Origin of the sequence: Brachybacterium sp. JB7, assembly GCF_003335205.1 — a bacterium.
Classification (GTDB): Bacteria; Actinomycetota; Actinomycetes; order Actinomycetales; family Dermabacteraceae; genus Brachybacterium; species Brachybacterium alimentarium.
Window position 1 is genome coordinate 43116 of the sequence record NZ_QPGN01000016.1, and the last position, 21574, is coordinate 64689.

Consider the following 21574-nt stretch of genomic DNA (forward strand, 5'->3'; position numbering starts at 1 on the left):
TGGGGTGCGATGGCATCGGCGACCTCGCCGACGCACTTAGACGACCGGAGCACTCATGTGATGAACCCATGATGCTCAACTGAGAGTGAGCGTAGTCATATACCCTCACTTGAGCAACTGGTGCGACACAGATGATCGCGTTCGGGGTGGTGACGGAAGGGGTCGCATGGCGTACGACAGCAGCACGGGTCCGCAGGGTTCCCTGGTCAGCGGGCAGATCCCGGCCGACGCCGCAGGCGCTCGCGACGAATCGCGCACCTCCGACGAGCACGGCTCCGCCCGCGCCGCCCACGGGCCGACGGGCGTCGCGGCGCGCACGTCTGAGGCCGGGGCAGGGCCCGCTGACGCCGGAGCGGGGCCTTCGGCGGGCGGGCCAGGAGCGGCGCCGGCCGGGTCGCTGAAGGTGTCGCTGGCGACCGAGTACTTCCTGGACGGGCTCTCCAAGGTCGAGATCGCCAGGCGCCACGGCCTCTCGCGCTTCCAGGTCGCGCGACTGCTCGACGAGGCGCGCGCGGAGGGCATCGTGCGCATCCAGATCGTCGACCCCAGCGCCTCCGGTCACGAGCACGCCACGCTCGCCGAGAAGCTCGGCATCTCCTCGGTCACCGTCGCCAATCCGCGCCCGGGCGAGTCGATGCGGGCGGCCATCGCCCGGCAGGTGGCGCGGCTGCTGCCGACGGTGCTCAACGAGGGTGGTCGCCTCGGCGTCGCCTGGTCGCGCACGCTCATGCACCTGCCCGATTCGCTCGAGGCCCTGCCTGCGGCGGACGTCGTCCAGCTCGTCGGTCCCCTCAGCACCCCCGGCTACTCCACCGCGCAGTCCTCGGAGCTCGTCCACACCCTCGGCGCCCGCACCGGTGGTCGCATCTGGGCGCTGCCCACCCCGTTGATCGTGGACTCCGCCCAGGTCGCAGCCTCGCTGCGCTCCATGCAGGAGGTGCGCACTGCCCTCGACGCGGCCGACTCGCTGGACGCCGCAGTCGTCTCGATCGGCGCCTGGTCTGCCGGTGCGTCGACACTGTGGGCGCGCCTCGGTGTGACGGAGCAGCAGGGTGCTCACGACGCCGGCGTCGTCGCCGAGATCTGCGGAATCCTGCTGGGCCCCACGGGCGCCGTCTGGCACTCCGCGATGGAGGATCGGGTGATCGGAGTGCGTGCTGATCAGCTGCGTCGTGCCCGTGTGGTCGCCGCGGCACCCGCCGTCGGCCGCCCCGAAGCAGTCCTCGCCGCGGCCCGCTCCGGGCTCGTCGACGACATCGTGCTCGCTCCTGAGCTCGCCGACCAGGTGGCCGCCCTGCTCGAGTGAGCTGGTGCTGGTGCTGGTGCTGGTGCTGGTGCTGGTGCTGGTGCTGGTGTGGGTGCTGCTGGTAGGCGTGCTAGTGCCGGTGCCGGTGCCGGTGCCGGTGCCGGTGCCGGTGCCGGTGCCGGTGGTGGCGTGGGTGACATCGACTTCGCCGTTGCCGTTGCCGTTGCCGTTGCCGTTCGCGGTGCCGGTGGCGGGGGCGAGGGCGGGGGTGGGTGCAGACACGAGCACGGGCGCCAACGGACGCCGCCGGGGGTGATCGGCGTGCACCGGGAGAGGGCTCGCGCATCCCGCATTGATCAGATGAGCATCGCGGGGTGCTCATTTGGCGATACGGTGTGTATCGTCGTTGTCAGCAGCACTCGCCGACGAAGGATGAGCCATGACCGCCCTGAACGCCTCTGCCCTGTCCGAGATCGCCGCCGACGGACAGGTCGCAGTGCCCGACTATCCGCTCGATGAGCGGAAGATCGGGATCGTCCACTTCGGCGTGGGCGGCTTCCATCGAGCGCACCAGGCGATGTTCCTGGACCGCCTGTTCAATGCCGGGCGCGACCGCGACTGGGCGCTGTGCGGCGTCGGCCTGCTGCCGGGCGACTCCCGCATGCGTGACGCCCTCACTGCGCAGGACGGCCTGTACACGCTGGTCACCAAGGCGCCCGACGGGGATCGCGATCCCCGCGTCATCGGCTCGATCGCCAAGTACCTCTTCGCGCCCGACGGCCCCGAGGCGGTCCTCGCGCAGATGACCGACCCGGCGGTGCGCATCGTCTCGCTGACCGTCACCGAGGGCGGCTACAACTACAACCCCTCCACCGGCGAGTTCCAGTACGAGACCGATGCCGTCGCCGCGGATCTGACGACCAGCTTCGATGCCGTGGGAGCCGCGGCTGCCGCTGATGCCGCGGACGACCGAGGTGGGGCGAACACCTCTGTGGCCGCAGGTCACCCGACCACCATGTTCGGCTACGTGGTGGAGGCGCTGCGCCGCCGCCGCGAGACCGGGACCGCGCCGTTCACCGTGATGTCCTGCGACAACGTGCGTGGCAATGGCGACCTCGCCAAACGCATGATCCTCGCCTACGCGCGCCGCCGCGACGAGAACGGTCTGCACGGGGACGCGCCCATCGCCGACTGGCTCGAGTCCGACGTGGCGTTCCCCAACTGCATGGTCGACCGGATCACCCCGGTCACCGCCCCCGGAGACATCGAGATGATCTCCGCGGACTACGGCATTGACGACGCCTGGCCCGTGGTCAGCGAGGACTTCGTGCAGTGGGTCCTGGAGGATGACTTCCCCGGCGGCCGCCCCGCCTATGAGGAGGTCGGGGTGCAGATGGTCGAGGACGTCGAGCCCTACGAGCTCATGAAGCTGCGACTGCTCAACTGCTCGCACCAGTCGATCGCCTACTTCGGCCTGCTGCTCGGGCAGACCTACGCCGACGAGGCCGCTGTCGACGAGCACCTCGCTCCCTTCACGCGCACCCTCTATATGGATCGCGAGGGCACGCCCACCGTCCCCGAGGTGCCGGGCATGGACCTGACCGCCTACAAGGACGAGCTCATGGCGCGTTTCGCGAACACGAGCATCAAGGACACCCTCGCGCGACTCGCCGCCGAATCCTCCGATCGCATCCCCACCTGGCTCGTCCCCGTGATCCACGAGAACCTCGACGCCGGCCGCGACGTCACCGCGAGCGCCGCGATCGTGGCCTCCTGGGCGCGTTATGCCGAGGGCACGGGCGAGAACGGCGAGAAGTGGGAGATCGTGGACCGCCTCCGCGACCGCGTCACGGCGGCCGCCGCGAAGCACGACGAGGATCCGCTCGCCTTCCTCCGCGATGAGGAGCTGTTCGGCAACCTGGTCGAGCACGAGGCCTTCACCACGCCCTATCTCCACGCCCTCGAGACCCTTCGCGCCGACGGCGCCCGCGCCCTCCTGAAGGAGCTGGTCGACGCGGCCTGAGCGCTGAAAGGAACTGGTCGACATGGCCTGAGCGGCGGCGCGGCGCGGCCCGGCGTCGCCTGCCCGAGTTTTGTGGCGTGACGACCGATGCGAGCGCCAACATCGGTCGTCTCGGTGCATTTCTTGGGCACGGCTGGGCATCGCTGGCCGCGGCTGGGCATGGCTGGGCGCGACTGGGGACGGCTGGGTATGGCCGAGCACGGGTGGGACGGTCGGGCACGGCTGGGACGATCGGGCATGGCTGGCCGCCGCCGGCCTGGCGCGCGTGGCTGGAGACCGGCGCGCGAGCGGGACGACGGCGACACGTCGAGGACAGGGCGAGCGACTGGGTGGGCATCCAGGCCGGCTCACGTCGTGGCTGGTGGGCGGAGTGAACGTCCCAGCAGTTCCAGGGCGCGGCCGGACCAGTTGCTTGCCGCAGGGGGACGGGCCCCAGCGCGGGCGAAGCTGCGGTGCAATGCGTCCAGTGCTCGTCGCGGCTCCTTGATGTCCTGGCTGGTCACAGTGCGCAGATCCCATCCCAGTGACGCGAGCGAATCCTTGCGGGCCTGATCGGCACGCCATTGGTTCTTGACCGTGCGGTGATAGTCCCCGTCATATTCCACGCCGATCTTGTACTCCGGAAAAGCGAGGTCGAGGTACCGCGTCGTCTCCGTGCCGGGATCCGTCACGGGGTGGTTGATGACCGGCTCTGGGAACCCGGCGCGGAGAAGAAGCAGCCGAGTCCTGGTCTCCCCGGGTGAGTCGGTGTTCGGCCGCGCATCGAGCAGAGCCTTCCTGAGTGCGGGGGCTCCCCAGCGTGCTTCGTACGAGTCGGTCGCGGCCCAGATCGCCTCCAGGCTCGCGCCGCGCAACGGGGGATCGCGGGAGATCAGGCTGTCCACGGCGATGACGAGGTCGTCGTGCTCAAGCATGCTCGCCAGTTCCAGCAGCACGACATACGGGTGCGACAGCTCCAACCCGCGATAGGTGAAGCTGGGACGCCGTGTGGTCCGGTGCACGACCACGTGCGGACCGGCGGACCGCTGCCTCCCCGGATCGATCCGACAATGCAGCAGCGGGGGCTCGATCAAGGGACGGACCGCTGTCGGTGGGACTGAGCGGACTCCCGACCTATCGAGCGGGAGGCCGGATTCGACGCGCGTGGCCCATGCGTCCGCCATGGTGTCTCTGCCTGCGCCTGCGCCTGCGCCTGCGCCTGCGCCTGCGCCTGCGCTTCCGCCTCTGCCTGCGACTCTGCCTGTGCCCTCGCTCGACACTGGAGCGTGTCCACCGTGCGGGACAGGAGGCGTGCTCGGGACGACGCGCTTCCCGTCGAACTGATAGGAGGCGCTGGACAGCACTCCCATCTCGCGGTCCACCCACCACGGGATCGCGATACCGAGAATCGCCGCAGCGGTCGTGTGGCTGATGACTGCACCGGGAAGCACTCTCCGCTGGAGCACTCGACACATGGTGTTGACGCTCGCCGGAGCGGAGGTCGGCGTCGAGAACCCCCGGAACACGGTGATGAGTACCGGTCCCGCAAGGCGTTGCGCAGAGACGCCGAGGGCACGCCACTCTTCACGGGATAGCAGTGCCCCCGGTGGGAGCGGAGTAGCTCGCATGCAGGCTGACGCTAGCTTCTCCTCACAGACTGCGTGGCGGTCTGCCGTGCGGTGAGGAGGAGGACGCGCTGTGGAGGAGAGGTCCTTGCTGCGGCCCCGCTCAACACCGTCGATCCCGGCTCCGCTCTCGCTCATCCGGCCCTCTGCTTGTGCTGGTGCGACATGGCTGCCGACTCTGGCCCGCACGGCAGCGGACTCGGGTCCACATGGCTGCCGACTCTGGCCCGCACGGTTGGTTGTCGTCCAGGCACTGCCTCGGCGCGGCGCCCACGCCCTGCCGCCCCTCTGTCGCTCCTCCATCAGGGTGGAGTCCCAAGTCCATCAGAGTGGAGTTCCGAGTCCATCAGGGTGGAGTTGCAAGTTTTGCTGGGCAGACGACCGATGCGCGTGCCGGCATCGGTCGTTCGGGGACAAAACTGGCGCGGGACGGGGGCGGGAGCAGCGCGCGGACCGAGCAACGCGCGTACGGAGCAGCGTGCGGACCGGGCCGCGGACGGGGCCACTGACGGGACCGCGGACGGGGCCGCGCACGGGACCGGGCACGGGGCAAGGAGAGCGGGATGCGAGGGCCTGGGGAGGGTGGGCAGAGGCTGCTGGTGCCGCGCCGGGGAGGGCGACGCTCCCGGGCGAGTGTTGGGTGGGCCACGTCTCAGTATTGCTGTGACCAGGGGGAGCGTCTCGAAGCGTGAGGCCACGAGCGTCTTGGCGGGAGCCCTCGTAGACTGGTTGCTGGTCCTGCGTGGACGGTGCCGGAGTGAACTGCGCCCCGGCCGAAGTCCGCGAGGGCTGTGGCCCCACTCGGTCACGGCCCACCCGGCCCGCCGTTCGCGGCAGGCCACCCGGCCAGCTGATCGCAGCTGGCCACCCGGCCCGTCGTTCGCGGTGGGCCACTTCGGCCCGCCACCCGCGGTGGGCCACCCGGCCCGCCACCCACGGTGGGCCACCCGGCCCGCCACCCACGGTGGGCCACGCGATCTGCCGTCCCGGCAGGTCCACGCGGCCTGCTGTTCCCAGCAGCCCTGCCCGCAGGATTGCCCGAAGCCCGCAACCGTGAAGGAACTCGTCTCATGAGCCTGGTCGTCCAGAAGTTCGGAGGATCCTCCGTCGCCGACGCCGACTCGATCAAGCGCGTCGCGCAGAGGATCTCGAAGTACGCGAAGGCGGGCCACAAAGTGGTCGTCGTCGTCTCCGCGATGGGCGACACCACCGATGAGCTCATCGACCTCGCCGAGCAGGTCACGGATGCGCCGCCCGCCCGCGAGCTCGACATGCTCGTGACCGCCGGTGAGCGCATCTCGATGGCGGTGCTGTCGATGGCGCTGAACGACGTCGGCATCGAGGCCCGTGCCTACACCGGCTCGCAGGCCGGCCTGATCACCGATGAGGTGCACGGCAAGGCGCACATCCTCCGCGTCACGCCGGGCCGCGTCCAGGAGGCGCTGGACGAGGGGTCGGTGGCGATCGTCGCCGGCTTCCAGGGCGTCTCGCAGGACACCAAGGACATCACCACGTTGGGCCGCGGCGGCTCCGACACCACTGCCGTGGCGCTCGCCGCCGCGCTCGAGGCGGACATCTGCGAGATCTACTCCGACGTCGACGGCGTGTTCAGCGCGGATCCCCGCGTCGCCCCCGCGGCCCGTCGGGTCCCGTACATCTCCTGCGAGGAGATGCTGGACCTCGCCGCCAACGGCGCGAAGATCCTCATGGTGCGCAGCGTCGAGTACGCGCGCCGCTTCGGAGTGCCGCTGCACGTGCGCTCCTCGTACTCGGGGCGCCTGGGGACGATCGTCTCCGATGATCCCGAGCGCGTGATCCCCATCGACCCCGACGTCACCCTCCGCACTGCGGACGTCGCCCGACGCGACGCCACCGACCCGACCAAGGAGCTCCCCATGGACGACCATTCCGATCCCGGTCTCGAAGCCCCCATCATCTCGGGCGTCGCGCATGACCGCAGCGAAGGCAAGATCACCGTCGTCGAGGTGCCGGACGTCCCCGGTCGTGCGGCGCTGCTGTTCGACGTCGTCGCCGGCTCCGGCGCGAACATCGACATGATCGTGCAGAACTCCTCGACGGTGGACGACACCGTCGCGATCTCGCTGACCCTCCCCGAGACGGACGCCCCGGCCGCGCTGAAGGCGATCGAGGAGGCGAGCGAGGCGATCGGCTACACCGAGGTGCGCTACAACGACCAGATCGGCAAGGTCAGCATCGTCGGCGCCGGCATGCGCTCGCACCCGGGCGTCTCGGCGACGCTGTTCCGCTCGCTCGGCGAGGCGGGCATCAACATCGACATGATCTCGACCTCGGAGATCCGCATCTCCGTGGTCACCGAGGAGTCGCGCCTGGACGACGCGGTGCGCGTGATCCATTCGGCCTTCGGCCTGGACTCCGAGCAGACCGAAGCCGTCGTGTACGGAGGGACCGGACGATGAGCACCCAGCTTCCCGAGGACAACAGGACCAGCGTGAGCAACGACGTCGGCGTGGACGGGGCCGAGGCGGCCTCGACCGCCGCGGCTGGCAACGGCGCCGAGCGCGCCTTCGACATCACCGCCACCCCCGGCTACACCCCCGACGGCCCTGTGATCGGCCTGGTGGGCGCGACCGGCCAGGTGGGTCGCGTGATGCTGTCGCTGCTCGCGGACCGCGCCGTGCCCCACAGCGGCGTGCGCGCCTTCGCGTCGGCCCGCAGCGCCGGCTCCACCGTGGAATACGCCGGCCAGGCACTGGTCGTCGAGGACGCCACCACTGCGGACATCGCCTCCGACGGGCAGAAGGTCGACATCGCGATCTTCTCCGCCGGCGGCTCGACCTCCAAGGCGCTCGCCCCGCGGTTCGCGGACGCTGGTGCGATGGTCGTCGACAACTCCTCGGCATGGCGCCGGGACGACGAGGTGCCGCTGGTGGTCTCCGAGGTGAACCCGGAGGCGCTCGTGAACCCGCCGCGCGGGATCATCGCGAACCCCAATTGCACCACGATGGCCGCGATGCCCGCGCTGAAGGCGCTGCATGACGAGGCCGGCGTCGCTCGCCTGAAGATCGCCACCTACCAGGCGGTCTCGGGCTCCGGCGTGGCCGGGGTCGCCGAGCTCGCCGAGCAGGTGCGCGCGGGCGTCGACGACGTCGAGGAGCTCGCGATCGACGGGTCCGCCGTGGACCTCGGCGAGCCCTCCGTCTACGTCAAGCCGATCGCCTTCAACGTGCTCGCGATGGCCGGCAGCTTGGTCGACGACGGCTCGGGCGAGACCGACGAGGAGCAGAAGCTCCGCCACGAGTCGCGCAAGATCCTGGGCCTGCCGGATCTGCCGGTGGCCGGGACCTGCGTGCGCGTGCCCGTGATGAGCGGCCACGCCGTCGCGATCCACGCCGAGTTCGATCAGCCGATCACCCCGGAGCGCGCCCGTGAGGTGCTCGAGGGAGCCGCCGGCGTCACGGTCGTGGACCTGCCCACTCCGCTCGATGCGGCCGGCAAGGACGGCACGTTCGTGGGGCGGATCCGCCAGGATCAGTCAGTTCCTGACGGAAAGGGCCTTGTGCTGTTCGCCGTGGCGGATAATCTGCGTAAGGGCGCTGCCCTCAACGCCATCCAGATCACCGAACTGATCGCCGAGGGAGCACGATGACGAGTGCCGCCACGAGTGGCACACCGGGGCCGGGGACCGGACCGGCCCCGGTGTCCTCGTTCTTCTCCGATCGGGTCGGTGGCGAATCGTCCGACGGGAGTTCGATGAGCATGAACGTGGATCCTCTGGCCCGGGTGCTGCGCACCCTCGATCAGATCACTGCCGCAGAGGGAGAGGTCGGCACGGGAGTGCGCGCGGACTTCGACACGTCGGCCGACGGGTCGGCGGCGCCTGCGTCGACGGTCTCCGAGGCCGACGGCGGTGCGCCGGCTCCGGACGGCTCGGAGCCGGGTGCTGTGCGCACCGTGGAGCTGGAAGAGGCGGCCACCACGCCGGTCACGACCGGTCCGGGACAGGCTCGCCGCGAAGCGATCCTCGACGCCGCCTCCTCGCTGTTCGCCGAGCGCGGCTATCACGGTGCGAGCCTGCGGGACATCTCCCGTCGGGCGGGGATCTCCCATCCGGGGATGCTGCATCACTTCGCCTCGAAGGACACGCTGCTGGGTGCGGTGATCGATCGGCTCGAGGACCATGCCCAGGGCCTGCTGAACTCGGTCGAGTCGATCCAGGGCTCCCCGGCCACGCTGATCGCGGCGCTGTCGGGCCCGTGGGATCCGACGCAGCACGAGATGGCGCTGCTGGCGACGCTGTCCGCGGAGACCGTGAATCCCGACCATCCGGGCCGCTACCGGGTCGCGCGGCTGCGACTGGTCCACGAGCACGTGCTGGAGAAGGCGCTCATCGGACTGTCCGAGCAGGGGCAGCTGGTGCCGGGCGCCCAGCCCGCGTTCGTGGCCCGGTCGCTCTTCTCGCTGCTGCTCAGCCTCACGGTGCGCGAACATTCGGTGCGTGAGCTGCAGCAGGACCGCTCGGCCGATCCGAGCCGGGATGTCCACGACTTCGTGCGACTCTGCGTCGTGAGCTGAGGAGCGAGGCATTCATGGCCCACGCGGGTGCTGACGCATCGAGCGGGACCGGGTCCGCCCCGCTCGCCGGGGCCGTCCCGCTCGCCGGGGCCGTCCCGCTCGCCGGGTCCGCTCCGCTCGCCGGGGCCGCTCCGCTTGCCGGGCCCGCCCCGCTCACCGAAGCTGAGCGGGGCGAGCGTCGGCAGCGTATGCAGGCGATGGCCGGCGCACCGGTGCGGGGGAGCGATGGCGGCGCAGTGGGCTATGTGCGCGACATCTATCTGCAGGACGCCACGGGCGAGCTCGCCGCGATCACCGTGGTGCGCCGCCAGCTCAGCTCCCGCTCCGTGCTGATCCCGGTCGCCGCGATCGCCGTGCTCCCGGCCCAGGCGGCGATGGAGGACGAGGGAGGCAGCTCCGCCAGCACCAAGCGATCCGCTGACGTCGACCGAGCTCGCGATGCCCACCGGGCTCCCGCTGCCGACGGGGCTCGCGATGCCCACCGGGCTCGCGCTGCCGGCGGGGCTCGCGATGCCCACCGGGCTCCTGACGCCGACGGGGCTTGCGATGCCGACGGGGTTCGCGATGCCCACCGGCCTCCTGACGCCGACGAGGCTTGCGATGCCGACCGGCCAGTCGCCTTTGACGGGCAGAGCGAAGCACGCACGTCGGCCGAAACCAGCCAATCCGCCGATGCCAACTCGTCGGCCGCTGCCAGTTCGTCGGCTGACGCCGGCTCGTCCTCCGCTGCCAACTCGTCGGACGCTGCCAGCTCGTCGGCCGATACCCGTCCGTGGGACGGCGACTCGTCGTCGCGCCGACGCAGCGGATCGCGCGCTCGCAAGAGGTCCAGGTCCGCGGCGTCCGAGCCTGCTCGTCCGCAGGCGGTCTGGCTGCACATCGACGCCGAGACGGCGCTCGCGGGCCCGCTGCCGCCGCAGCCGGCCCACCTGACCCCCGCGGCGCTGCGGGCGGCGGAGCGGTCGCTGGATATCGAGGGCACCGATGCCGATGCCGTTGGACAGGCCGATACCGACCACAGCACGGATGTGACCTCCGACACCCCCTCTGAGCCAGCCTCGGACACCTGGTCAGAGCCCATTTCCGACGCGGCCGCCGATGTCAGCAGCAGGGGCGGCACCGGCACCCGCTGAGCGTCGGCCTCCTCCGTCCAGCTCGTTCTCCCAGGGAACCGTTACACTCCACGGGCCGAGAACTCCGCGGGAAGGATCCCTGTGACAGCAGCAACCGGGAAGTCCACCGAAGCCCCGGCCTCGAAGAAATCCGGCTTCCGTCCGGACGTCCAGGGGCTGCGGGCGATCGCCGTGCTGCTCGTCGTGCTCTACCACGCAGGCGTCTCGCGGCTCTCCGGCGGGTACGTCGGAGTGGACGTCTTCTTCGTGATCTCCGGATTCCTGATCACCACGCACCTGCTGGAGATGCTGCAGACGCACGGACGGATCCGCTTCGGCAGCTTCTACGCCAAGCGCGCCCGGCGGATCCTGCCGGCCTCCCTCCTGGTGGGTCTGCTGACCGTGGTGGCGGCCTGGATCTGGATGCCGCCGCTGCTGATGAACGAGGTGGCCCGGGGCGCGGTGGCCGCCGCCCTGTACGTGCCGAACATGCTCTTCGCCTCGCAGGAGACGAACTATCTGGCGGAGACGAGTCCGTCGGTCTTCCAGCACTACTGGTCGCTCGGCATCGAGGAGCAGTTCTACCTGTTCTGGCCCGCGATCCTCGCCCTCGGCTTCTGGCTCGGCCGGCGCAGCGAGAAACGGCTGCTGATCATGGCCGCCGTGCTGACGGCCGGATCCTTCGCGCTGTGCGTGGCATGGATGGGCGTCTCCCAGCCGTGGACGTTCTTCTCCCTGCCCACGAGAGCGTGGGAGCTCGGCGCCGGCGCGCTGGTCGCCTTCCTGATGCGCACCGGAGCCCCGTGGCTGCGGCGGGTCGGCATCGGTCTGCTGTCCTGGGTGGGCCTCGGACTCCTGCTGGGCGTCGGCCTGCTGTACCAGGAGGAGACCCCCTTCCCCGGTTACACGGCCGCGCTGCCGGTGATCGCGACGGCTCTGCTGATCATCGGCGGGGCCGCGCCGGGCGCGCTGAACGCGAATCGTCTGCTGAGCCTGCGCCCGTTCCAGTTCGTCGGCGCGATCTCGTACTCGCTGTACCTGGTGCACTGGCCGCTGTTGGTGATCCCGCAGGTCGCCGTGGGGGAGGAGAACCCGCTGCCCCTGTGGAGCACGCTCGCCCTGGGCGCGCTCGCGGTCCCGGTGGCCTGGCTGCTGTTCCGCTTCGTGGAGCGCCCGGTGATCGCCTGGTCCCCGCTGCGCACCCGCTCGCAGCTGTGGACGGGCGTCTCCGCCCTGGCCGCCTCCGCCGTGCTGATCGCGGCCGGCAGCGGTGCGCATCTCGCCACCGAGCAGGAGGACACGACCACGGACAAGACGGCCTCGGCGGAGGAGGTCACGGAGGAGCCCGAGGGCACCGACTTCGTCCCCGCGAACCTCACGCCCACCCTCGAGGACGCCGACGACGACAACCCCGCGATCTACGACAACGACTGCCATCGCGACAAGGAGGGCACCGACTCCAGCGGCTGCCAGATCGGTGACAACGAGGACGCCCCGCTGGTGTTCCTCTTCGGCGACTCCCATGCGGCCAGCTGGTATCCGGCGCTCGAGGAGCTCGCGAAGGACGGCAAGATCCGCCTGGACACGAACACCAAGAGCTCCTGCTACTCGGCGAACGTGCAGGAGGAGCTCGAGGGTGTGCCGTACACCGACTGCGACCAGTGGCGCCAGGGCGTGATCGACCGGATCAACGAGGAGCAGCCCGAGCTGGTGCTGATGGCGAACTACGGCGCCGAGCGGATCGATCGCGTGGGCGGCACGGACGACTTCGGCGCCGACTGGCAGCAGAGCATGGAATCCACGATCTCCGCGATCGATGGCCCGCAGGTCGACGTGATCGCCGACGTCCCCCACCAGGACGTGACTCCGGCAGTCTGCCTCTCGAAGGATCTGGAGAGCGCCGACGAGTGCGCGATCCCGCGCGCCGAGGCCTTCGATCCGGCGGTCGTGGAGGCCGAGAAGGCGGCGACGGAGGACACCGATGCCCGCTACCTGGACTTCTCGGACTACCTCTGCAACGAGGAGGAGTGCCCGATGATCATCGGGAACTTCCTGGTCTACCGCGACGGCCATCACCTCACGGCGCACTACAGCCGTGAGCTGACCGAGCCGCTGTGGGAGGAGCTCAGCAGCGCGCTCGACTGACCCGGGCGGCGCGGGGCACGGGGCACGGCGGCGCGGCGAACCCGGGCGCGCCCGGCTGGCGCCCTGGTCCGGTCCGCGGCGTCGCAGTCACCAAATGTGAGCTGGGGACCTATGTGAGCACCTCACATAGGTCCCCAGCTCACATTTGCAGCAGGGACGCCCACGTGCGGCGCGGCGCGGGGCAGTGTCGGCCCGTGCCCGTGCCCGTGCCCGTGCCCGTGCCCGTGCCCGTGCCCGTGCCCGTGTCCGTGCCCGTGTCCGTGCCCGAGTCTGAGTCCGAGTCTGAGTCTGAGTCCGAGGCTGAGTCCGTCGCCTAGCCCTTGACGGCGCCGGCGGCGAGGCCCTGCACGTAGAAGCGCTGCAGGCAGAGGAACAGGATCACGCACGGGATCATCGCGATCACGGAACCTGCCACCAGCTGCCCGAAGTCGACTTCGCCGTAGGTGCCCACCTGGATGTTGAGCAGGGCGATGGGGAGGGTGAAGTACCTCTCCGTGGTGAGGAAGGTGAGCGCCCCCAGGAACTCGGTCCACGAGGTGAGGAAGGCGTAGAGCGCGGAGCTCGCGATCCCCGGAAGGATCATCGGCCGCAGCACACTGACCAGCATCCGCACGGTCCCGGCACCATCGATGATCGCGGAGTCCTCGAGCGCCTGCGGCACCGTGTCGAAGGTGTTCTTCATGAGGAAGATGCCGAACGGCAGGGCGAAGTTCGTCGAGAACAGCACCAGGCCCAGCAGGGAGTCCGTCAGTCCTACGGAGTTCATCAGCAGGTACAGGGGAGTGAGGATCGCCTGGAACGGCACCATCATCGACAGCAGGATGAGGCTGAAGGCGAGGGGGACCCACGGAACAGGAACTTGGAGAATCCGTACCCGGCGAGCGTCGCCACCACAGCCGTCAGCGCCGCGGTGGACAGCGACACGATGATGCTGTTGATGACGGGGCGCAGCATCGTGCCGTCCGAGGAGAGGAAGAACGAGAAGTTCTCCCAGGTCAGATCGAACATCTCTCCGAGACCGGGGGTCCCGAGGATCACTTCGTGCGGCTGGAAGGCTCGCAGGATCGACCAGAGCAGCGGGACGATGAAGATCAGCGCGAAGAGCACACCGATGATCGCGTAGGGGACCTTCCGACGATCCCGTATGGCGCGCGCTGAATGGTGGTCGCCGGTGGCGTGCGGTGAATGTCGACGTTCGGCGGCGGACGCCGCACGTCGGTCCCGGGTGGCCGGCTGGGGACGGCTCATCACTCGTCACTCCCTCTCAGCAGAACGAACTGGAGCACGGTGATCAGCGCCGTGAACAGGACGAGGATCAGGGAGATCGCGGTCGCGGAGCCGAGCTGGAGCTCGACGAAGGCGCGGTTGTAGATGTAGCCGACGATGGTCATCGTGTCGGTCCCCGGCCCGCCCTTGGTGAGGATGAAGAACTGGTTGAAGGCCAGGAATGAGCCGATCACGGAGATGATCAGTGACATTCCGATGGCCGGTCGGATGATGGGGGCGGTGATCGACAGCTCGCGACGCAGCCAGCTCGCGCCGTCGATGTCGGCGGCCTCGTAGACCTCCGACGGGATCCCCTGCATCGCGGAGAGCAGAAGGATCATCGTCAGGCCCGGCACCGCCCAGATCACCAGGCCCGACAGCAGGATCGTGGCCGTGGTGCCGTCGAGCAGCCAGGCCGTGCTCCCGTCGGAGACGCCGATCGCTGCGAGAATCCGATTCAGGGCCCCGGAGTCGGGCTGCGCCTCGAGCACCAGCATGTAGCTGAGGGTGGTCAGCCCCACGACGTACGGGATGAAGAAGATCGTGCGCAGGAGGGTAGATCCCCGACGATTCGCACGCACCAGGACCGCCAGCCCGTACCCGAGAAGCAGGATCGGGACGGTGACGATCGCGGTGTACAGCAGCGTGTAGCGCAGTGCCTTCCACATCCCGGGGTCGCGCACGGCCTGGACGTAGTTGTCGAGGCCGACGAACCTGTACTCACCGATCAGCGGCCAGTTCGTGAAGGAGATGTAGACCGCGAAGGCGAGCGGGATCAGCGCGAAGAAGGTGACCAGGGCTATCGCGGGGGCGACCAGCACGATGCCTGTCGTCGGACGGTGCGTCAGGGAGCGCGGTCGGCCGGAGCGCTGTGGGCGGGGCGGTCCCGTGCGGGGAGCAGGCCCCGCTGGTCCGGGTCGCGCCTCAGCGTTGAGAGCGGTCATGACGGACTCCTAGAGCTGTGTCTGGGTGAGGATGCGGTCGTATTCGGACTGCGCCTCGGCCATGGCGCCGGCGACGTCCCCGTCGAACACGGCACGGCGAATCATGGCGAGCCACGGGCTGGCGGACTGGTTGTAGAGCAGGTTGTAGGCGAGGGTGGAGGGGACATAGCCCTCGTCAAGGTTCGACACGGGCACGACGGCCTGCTCGTAGGACTCGGCGAACTCGGCGTCGACGCTGTCGGACCGGACGGGCATGTAGCCGCTGTCCGGCAGCGCGCGCTGGACGTTCAGTTCCAGGGTGTGCGCCATGAACATCCAGGCGCCTGAGGCGTTCGGGGCGCCGTTGAGCAGACACATGTTGTCCCCGCCGGAGAAGGTGGCGTGTCCTCCCTCGGGCCCCGGCAGGAGCACGTTCTGGGAGATCGGGCGGAAGTCCGCGTCGGCCTCGGCAACCGCGGAGCCGTAGGCCCCGGGGAAGAAGACGACCTCGCCGGAGCGGTAGTCGTGGCCCCACTGCGCGCCGTCCTCGACGAAGCTGCGCCGCGGGACCAGCTCGTCGACCCACAGCTGGCGATGGAACTCGAGCACCGCTTCGACCGTGTCGTTGCCGACGACGTTCCCGGACTGGTCGCCGAGCTCGCCGGTGATCAGGTCGGTGTCCGCCGCCCAGATCATCGGCTGGATGGTGAAGCCCATCGCACCGGACGCGTTGCCGGGGAACGTCCATGGGTGCACGTCCGGCAGAGCGGACTTCACGGACAGGCAGGTCTCCATCAACGACTCGAGGCTGCCGGAGATCTCGGAGAGCTCGAACCCGGCGTCCCCCAACAGGTCGGTGTTCGCGAAAAGGGTCGAGTAGTCCCCGATGAAGGGGATCCCGTAGATCCGGTCCTCGTAGGTGGCCAGGCCCAGATGCCCGGCGGACAGCGCGTCCCGGAACGGGAGCGCCTCGACCAGCTCGGTGACGTCGGCGAAGGCATCGCGCACCGAGAACAGCGGGCAGTTGATGAGGTCGAAGTCGACGATGTCCGGCACCGAGCCGCCGCGGATGGAGGTGGCGAGCTTGGTGACGTACTGCGCGTCCGGGATCGGCAGGACCTGCACCTCGAGGTCCTCGTGGAGCTCATTGAACGAGGTCGCGGCTGCCTGGATCGCCGTCTGCGTCGCGGCGCGGCACCAGACGGTGACGGTACCGGCGGCTTCCTCGCCGAAGCCGTCTGCGGTGGTGTCGACCGGGGCGAGGGTGCCCGCACAGCCGGCGAGCGCGGCCAGACCCGCGCCGGCTGTCCCGAGCGCGAGACCTCCGTGGAGGAATCGGCGCCGGGAGAGCATCAGTCGACCTCGAGGGGGAGCCAGACGCGCATCGGGGCGACGCTGCGGTTGCCCCACGCGTAGTAGGGGATCGCGGTCCAGGTGGCCGGGATGCGGGTGCTCGCGGCCTCGGCGGATCCGTGGAGCGGGTACGGCCAGGCGGATGCCGACGGCGAGACCGTCACGGAGCTGCCCTGGATCGCCAGCGGGATCGCGCCGTCGAGCGCAGCGATCGGCGCCCCGGGGACCGGAGTCGCGCTCGGATCCACCGCCGCGTCGTCGACCGTCAGCGCCTCGTCCTGGCTCCGATTGTCCTGCGTGTCCTGCGTGTCCTGGGTGTCCTGGGTGTCCTGGGTGTCCCGGGTGTTGTGGGTGTTGTGGGTGTCGTGGGTGCCCTCGGTGTCTGCGATGTCCTCGTTCTCGATCGCGTAGACCAGCGGCCCGCGCTCGAGGGCGACGGCGCCGCGGGAGGCGTCGAGGCGGTGATGGGTGCCGACGAAGCGCGGGGTGAGGTCGAGGTGCAGCTCGATCACGTCGCCGACGTCGAAGGTCGCCTCGATCGTCGCGTAGTCGTCGTCGGCCAGGAGCGGGACGTCGGTGCCGCCGACGCTCAGGCGGGCGGTGCCGCGCGACCAGTGGGGGATCCGCACGGACAGGCTGGTCGGGGAGGAGGGCGCCTCCTCGACGGTGACGCGCACGAGTCCGTCGACGGGGTAGCCGGTGGCGACGGAGACGCTCAGGCGCTCCGTCCCCTCTCCGGTCGACCAGGTGCCCGCGGCGAACTGATGGATCTGCAGACCCTCGCTCGTCGACGTGGCGACGAGGTGGTCGAGGCTCGCGAAGGTGCGCATGATGTTCGGCGGGCAGCAGGCGCAGTCGAACCAGCCGCGTCGGCCGTGCGCGATCGAGCGGCCCTCGTCGGCCTTCGCGCCCTCGCGCAGCTGGAGCGAGTTCACGTAGAAGTACTCGGTGCCGGCGAGGGAGACCCCGGCCAGGAAGGCGTTGAACAGGAGCCGTTCGACGGCATCGGCGTAGACGCCCTTGCCGGTGGCCAGCAGGAGCCGCCATGCCCACTGGATCGCGCCGATGGCCGCGCAGGTCTCGGCGTAGCCGCGGTCGGTGGTCATCTCGTACGGGTCCCCGAACGCCTCCCAGTCCCAGCGGGCGCCCATCCCGCCGGTGACATAGGTCTTGGTGGCCAGGAGGTCGGCGAACACGGCCTCGCTGCGGGCGAGCAGCTCCGCGTCGCCGTCCTCGATCGCCTGGTCGGTGGCTCCGGCGAAGAGGTAGAGGGCGCGCACGGCGTGGCCCTCCACGGAGTGGGCGGCGCGCACCGGGACGTCGGCGGAGAAGTAGCCGGGCCCGGGGTGGGCGCCGGGGAACCGCTCGTCGGCGCCGCGCACGTCGAGGAAGAACCGAGCGAGGTCCTGGATGTCCGTGCGGTCGGTGAGGCGGTACAGCTCCACGAGCGCCATCTCGATCACCGGATGCCCGCAGGTGGAGTGGCGCAGATCCGGCCCGAAGACGCTGCGGAGGTGATCGACGATCCGCAGGGCGACGGCCAGCAGCTCCTCCTCGCCGGCGCTGCGGGACAGGGCGACCGCGGCCTGGATCAGGTGCCCGTAGCAGTAGAGCTCATGGTTCCAGGCCATGTTCGAGTAGCGCTCCTCGGGGGAGTGGCGCAGCGTGTGCACGCTGTTGAGATAGCCGTCCTCCTGCTGGGCGGAGGCGATCCAGCCGGTGACCTGCTGGGCCATCCCGCGCAGTTCGGGGTCGTCCTCGCGGCCGAGCTCGTAGGCGACCGCCTCGAGCCACTTGTAGCCGTCCGAGTCCTGGAAGATCATGCCGGACGCCTCGCCCTGCTCCGCGCCGCCGACGATGCGGAAGTTGCGGAACGTGCCGGAGGCCTCGAGCTGCTCGTACCCCGAGCGGAGCCCGGCGGAGCGGTTGCGCTGCTGTCGGGTGTGCCAGAAGCCGTCGGTGATGCGGGCGTCGCCGGGAGCGAGGGGTCGCAGGGCAGCGCTCGCCTGCGTGGTCGGGACAGCGGGGGCGGAGAGCTGGGCGGGCGCAGCGGCCATGGAGGAACCTCGCAGGATGCGTCGTTGCGGAAAATGCGGAAACTGTGTTTCTGTGACGATAATGGCACGGTCGCGTCCACGCGACAACCCCTCGCTCCGACCCTGGCGCGGAGCACCGGGACATCACTGGAGGTCACGTGAAGAACTTGCAGAACGCGGTGCCGCGCATCGTCGACGTCGCCGAGCTCGCCGGGGTCTCGGTGAGCACCGCGTCCAAGGCCCTCAACGACACCGGGCAGCTGCGCGAGGACACCCGCACCCGCGTCAAGGAGGCCGCGGCGCGCCTCGGATTCGTCGTCGGCGCCGCAGGGCGAGGGCCCGCAGATACCCGCACCTACACCGTGGGCCTGCTGACCACGGACAGCTTCGGACGCTTCACCATCCCGCTGCTGATGGGCGTCGAGGACGCCCTTGCCGCTGGACGGATGGCGATCATCCTGTGCGACACCCGCGACGACGTCCTGCGCGAGCGCCACTACCTCGCCTCCCTCCAGGAGCGCCGGGTCGACGGGCTGATCATCACCGGTCGCACCACCGATCCGCGGCCGTCGGTCGGGCTGCAGATCCCGACCGTCTACGCGTTCTCGCCCTCGGACGACCCCGAGGACCACGCCGTGGTGGCCGACGAAGGGGCCGGTGCGGCGATGGCCGCCGAGCACCTGCTGGCCATGGGGTCACGCCGTATCGCCCACGTCACCGGTCCGCAGCGGCACCATTCGGCCGACGCCCGAGCGGTCTCCGTGCAGGAGACGCTGGGCGACAGCCTGATCACCCCCGCCCTGTTCGGGCACTGGTCCGAGGAATGGGGCCGCACCGCCGTGGACATGCTGCTGGCCTCCCATCCCGACCTCGACGGCCTGGTGTGCGGCTCCGACCAGATCGCGCGCGGCGTGACCGACCGACTGCGGGAGAAGGGGATCGACGTCCCCGGGCAGGTCCGCGTCACCGGCTTCGACAACTGGGAGGTCATGGCGCTCGCCTCGCGGCCGCCGCTGACCACAGTGGACATGGGCCTCGCCGAGCTCGGGCGCCTCGCCGGCCGCACCCTGCTCGACCTGGTCGAGGGCCGCACCGAGCCCCCGCGGCGCCAGGTGCTCGCGCCGCGCCTGGAGGTGCGCGCCTCGAGCCTGTGAGAGGTGCGTGTCTCGATCCTGTGGCCCCGCCGGATCGCGTCGCCCGGGACGTGAGCGTCCGATGCGCGTCGCCCGAGCCCCCGCCGCCCGTGGCAGCGACCTACTCGGCCGTGCCGCCCGTGGCAGCGACCTACTCGGCGACGCCGCGAAGTTTTGTACCGTGACGACCGATGCGGGCGCCGTGTTATGTCGCAGGACATCGGTGACAGTTCTGTATCAGGACATCGGTGACACTTCCGTGGCTCTTGGTGGTGACACTTCGCCGGTAAAAATGGGCGGTGAGCAGAAACGAGCCCGTCGATCCCACTGTCCGCCTGGCCATCTCGCGGTGGCCTGATGACGCGCCGCGTGGGTCGGTGAGCACGTTCTGCGTCGAGCACGGCATCTCGCGCAAGACGTTCTACGTCCTCCGTGCTCGCGCCCGCGTCGATGGGCCCGCGGCCGTGCTCGAGCCCCGCACCAAACGACCACATACCTCCCCGGGCCAGCTCGATGAAGAGGTCAAGGACCAGGCTGTTCAGGTCCGCGCCGCACTCGAAGCGTCTGGGCTGGATCACGGTCCGATCAGCGTCCACGACCGGATGAAAGCGATGGGACTTGAAGCGCCATCGATCGCGGCCCTGGCACGGATCTTCCGCGAACGAGGCGTGGCTCGACTGGAGCCGAGGAAGCGGCCTCGCGCGTCCTGGCGGGTCAAGTCCCTGGAAGTGGTGTAGCGGTCCTTCGATGAGAGGGGTCAGGCGGTAAGGGCGGGAAGGGCTTCGGTGGTCACCTCGTTCGCGGGGTTGGTGGTGAGCGTGAGACGGCAGCGGGCGAGGACGTCGAGGCCGAGGTAGCGGCGTCCTTCGGCCCATTCATCGGTCTGTTCTGCCAGCACCGCGCCGACGAGTCGGATGATCGCGTCGCGGGTAGGGAAGATCCCCACTGAGTCCGTGCGCCGGCGGATCTCGCGATTGAGTCGTTCGGCGGGATTGTTCGACCAGATCTGCATCCAGACGTCCTTGGGGAAGCCGGTGAACGCGAGGACGTCAGCGCGGGCGGCGTCGAGGTGTTCGGCCACGTCGGGGAGCTTTTCGCCCACGTAGTCCAGGAGTCGGTCGAACTGCGCGGTCACCGCGGCGGCATCGGGCTGGTCATAGACGCTATGCAGCATCGCCTTCACGGCAGGCCACATGCTCTTGGGGCAGATGCTCATCAGGTTCGCGGCGTAGTGGGTGCGGCAGCGCTGCCAGGATGCGCCGGGCAGGTGAGCTGCGATTGCCTCGACCAGTCCGGCGTGGGCATCGGAGGTGACCAGCCGGACTCCGCCCAACCCACGTGCGACGAGGTCGGCGAAGAAGCTGCTCCACGCGGCGCCGGTCTCGCTGGTTGCCACTCGCATGCCGAGGACCTCGCGGTGCCCGTCACCATTGACTCCGGTCGCGACCAGGACGACCGCGTTGATCACCCGCCCACCCTCACGGACCTTCATCGTGAGCGCATCGGCGGCAACGAACGTGAAAGGGCCGGCAGCGTCCAAGGGTCGGTGGCGGAACTGCTCGACGTGCTCGTCGAGATCGGCCGCCATGCGACTGACCTGCGATCTCGAGAGCGAGTTGATGCCGAGGGTCTTGACGAGCTTGTCCATGCGGCGAGTGGAGACGCCGGCGAGGTAGCAGTCGGCGACCACGGTGATCAGGGCGGACTCGGCACGTTTGCGACGCTCGAGCAGCCACTCGGGAAAGTAGGTGCCGGTGCGGAGCTTGGGTACGGCGACGTCGATCGTGCCGAGGCGGGTGTCGAGGTCGCGGTGGCGGTAGCCGTTGCGCTGGACAGTTCGACCGGGGCTGGGCCGGCCGTATTCAGCGCCGGCGACCGCGTCAGCATCCGCGGAGAGGAGCTCGTTGATGATCCTTTGCAGCATCGTGCGCATCAGATCCGGGGAGGCTTCGGCCAGGGCTTCACCGAGCAGGCCGTGAGGGTCGACAATATGAGGAGCGGTCATCGTGATGACTCCGTTCGAGAGTGCTGTGAGAGGTTCACTCGAAGGATCACACGGTGACCGCGTCCTCGTCAGAGACGATCACGGGGCCACCGCGCTACACCACTATGCGGGACTCAACTTCCTGGCGGCGGTTCGTCTATCCGGCACCGAACGCGTGCTGGCAGCTGGATGCGA

Annotated in this window: 16 protein-coding genes and 1 pseudogene; 10 read left to right on the plus strand and 7 right to left on the minus strand. The window is 69.8% G+C overall.

Annotated elements, in window-relative coordinates; genetic code table 11:
- Positions 1-166: 166 nt before the first annotated feature.
- From CIK81_RS14855 to CIK81_RS14865, 3 genes are all read left to right on the plus strand, one after another.
- Positions 167-1306 carry a sugar-binding transcriptional regulator gene (locus CIK81_RS14855; protein WP_096166817.1) on the plus strand — a complete coding sequence of 380 codons (1140 nt, stop codon included), beginning with the start codon at positions 167-169 and terminating at the stop codon, positions 1304-1306.
- A 4-nt stretch (positions 1307-1310) separates the two neighbouring features.
- Positions 1311-1562 (plus strand): hypothetical protein, encoded by a 252-nt coding sequence (locus tag CIK81_RS18235; protein WP_158542058.1) that lies wholly within the window; start codon positions 1311-1313, stop codon positions 1560-1562.
- Positions 1563-1685: 123 nt separating this feature from the next.
- Positions 1686-3269 carry a mannitol dehydrogenase family protein gene (locus tag CIK81_RS14865; protein ID WP_114306083.1) on the plus strand — a complete coding sequence of 528 codons (1584 nt, stop codon included), beginning with the start codon at positions 1686-1688 and terminating at the stop codon, positions 3267-3269.
- Between the two features lie 347 nt (positions 3270-3616).
- On the opposite strand, the gene CIK81_RS14870 is transcribed toward CIK81_RS14865, so the two are convergent.
- The gene (locus CIK81_RS14870) at positions 3617-4342 is read right to left on the minus strand and encodes a DUF559 domain-containing protein (protein WP_141393746.1); all 726 of its coding nucleotides are present in this window, start codon (positions 4340-4342) and stop codon (positions 3617-3619) included.
- A gap of 1601 nt (positions 4343-5943) precedes the next feature.
- Here CIK81_RS14870 and CIK81_RS14880 point away from each other — a divergent pair.
- The 5 genes from CIK81_RS14880 (at position 5944) to CIK81_RS14900 (ending at position 12684) form a co-directional block, all read left to right on the plus strand.
- Positions 5944-7311: an aspartate kinase gene (locus tag CIK81_RS14880; protein WP_096166814.1), complete on the plus strand. Its 1368-nt coding sequence runs from the start codon at positions 5944-5946 to the stop codon at positions 7309-7311.
- Entirely contained in the window at positions 7308-8501 is a 1194-nt protein-coding gene (locus CIK81_RS14885) for an aspartate-semialdehyde dehydrogenase (RefSeq protein ID WP_096197431.1), read from the plus strand. Before CIK81_RS14880 ends, CIK81_RS14885 begins: the two co-directional genes overlap by 4 nt.
- Before the next feature lie 104 nt (positions 8502-8605).
- The gene (locus tag CIK81_RS14890; protein WP_241964197.1) at positions 8606-9427 is read left to right on the plus strand and encodes a TetR/AcrR family transcriptional regulator; all 822 of its coding nucleotides are present in this window, start codon (positions 8606-8608) and stop codon (positions 9425-9427) included.
- A 14-nt stretch (positions 9428-9441) separates the two neighbouring features.
- Entirely contained in the window at positions 9442-10560 is a 1119-nt protein-coding gene (locus CIK81_RS14895; RefSeq protein WP_114355848.1) for a PRC-barrel domain-containing protein, read from the plus strand.
- Positions 10561-10641: 81 nt separating this feature from the next.
- The gene (locus CIK81_RS14900) at positions 10642-12684 is read left to right on the plus strand and encodes an acyltransferase family protein (RefSeq protein ID WP_096166783.1); all 2043 of its coding nucleotides are present in this window, start codon (positions 10642-10644) and stop codon (positions 12682-12684) included.
- A gap of 313 nt (positions 12685-12997) precedes the next feature.
- Here the strand turns inward: CIK81_RS14900 and CIK81_RS18595 are convergent, their stop codons facing one another.
- From CIK81_RS18595 to CIK81_RS14920, 5 genes are read right to left on the minus strand one after another with little or no spacing between them, the layout of a single operon-like run.
- Complete coding sequence (locus CIK81_RS18595; protein ID WP_241964198.1) at positions 12998-13495, minus strand: carbohydrate ABC transporter permease; 498 nt, start codon at positions 13493-13495, stop codon at positions 12998-13000.
- Positions 13492-13932: a hypothetical protein gene (locus CIK81_RS18600; RefSeq protein WP_241964199.1), complete on the minus strand. Its 441-nt coding sequence runs from the start codon at positions 13930-13932 to the stop codon at positions 13492-13494. The genes CIK81_RS18595 and CIK81_RS18600 overlap by 4 nt, the downstream gene beginning before the upstream one ends.
- Complete coding sequence (locus tag CIK81_RS14910) at positions 13932-14894, minus strand: carbohydrate ABC transporter permease (protein ID WP_096166784.1); 963 nt, start codon at positions 14892-14894, stop codon at positions 13932-13934. Before CIK81_RS14910 ends, CIK81_RS18600 begins: the two co-directional genes overlap by 1 nt.
- Before the next feature lie 9 nt (positions 14895-14903).
- On the minus strand, positions 14904-16226 hold the full coding sequence (locus CIK81_RS14915) for an ABC transporter substrate-binding protein (RefSeq protein WP_096166785.1): 1323 nt from the start codon (positions 16224-16226) through the stop codon (positions 14904-14906).
- Complete coding sequence (locus CIK81_RS14920) at positions 16226-18283, minus strand: glycoside hydrolase family 127 protein (RefSeq protein WP_096166786.1); 2058 nt, start codon at positions 18281-18283, stop codon at positions 16226-16228. The genes CIK81_RS14915 and CIK81_RS14920 overlap by 1 nt, the downstream gene beginning before the upstream one ends.
- Positions 18284-18420: 137 nt before the next feature.
- On the opposite strand from CIK81_RS14920, the gene CIK81_RS14925 reads away from it, so the two are divergent.
- Both CIK81_RS14925 and CIK81_RS14930 read left to right on the plus strand, forming a co-directional pair.
- The gene (locus tag CIK81_RS14925; protein ID WP_096166787.1) at positions 18421-19416 is read left to right on the plus strand and encodes a LacI family DNA-binding transcriptional regulator; all 996 of its coding nucleotides are present in this window, start codon (positions 18421-18423) and stop codon (positions 19414-19416) included.
- Between the two features lie 356 nt (positions 19417-19772).
- Positions 19773-20123, plus strand: a pseudogene (locus CIK81_RS14930) (IS481 family transposase); the annotation flags it as partial.
- 29 nt (positions 20124-20152) lie between these two features.
- Here CIK81_RS14930 and CIK81_RS14935 read toward each other — a convergent pair.
- Positions 20153-21400 carry an IS256 family transposase gene (locus CIK81_RS14935; RefSeq protein WP_096166853.1) on the minus strand — a complete coding sequence of 416 codons (1248 nt, stop codon included), beginning with the start codon at positions 21398-21400 and terminating at the stop codon, positions 20153-20155.
- Positions 21401-21574: the final 174 nt, after the last annotated feature.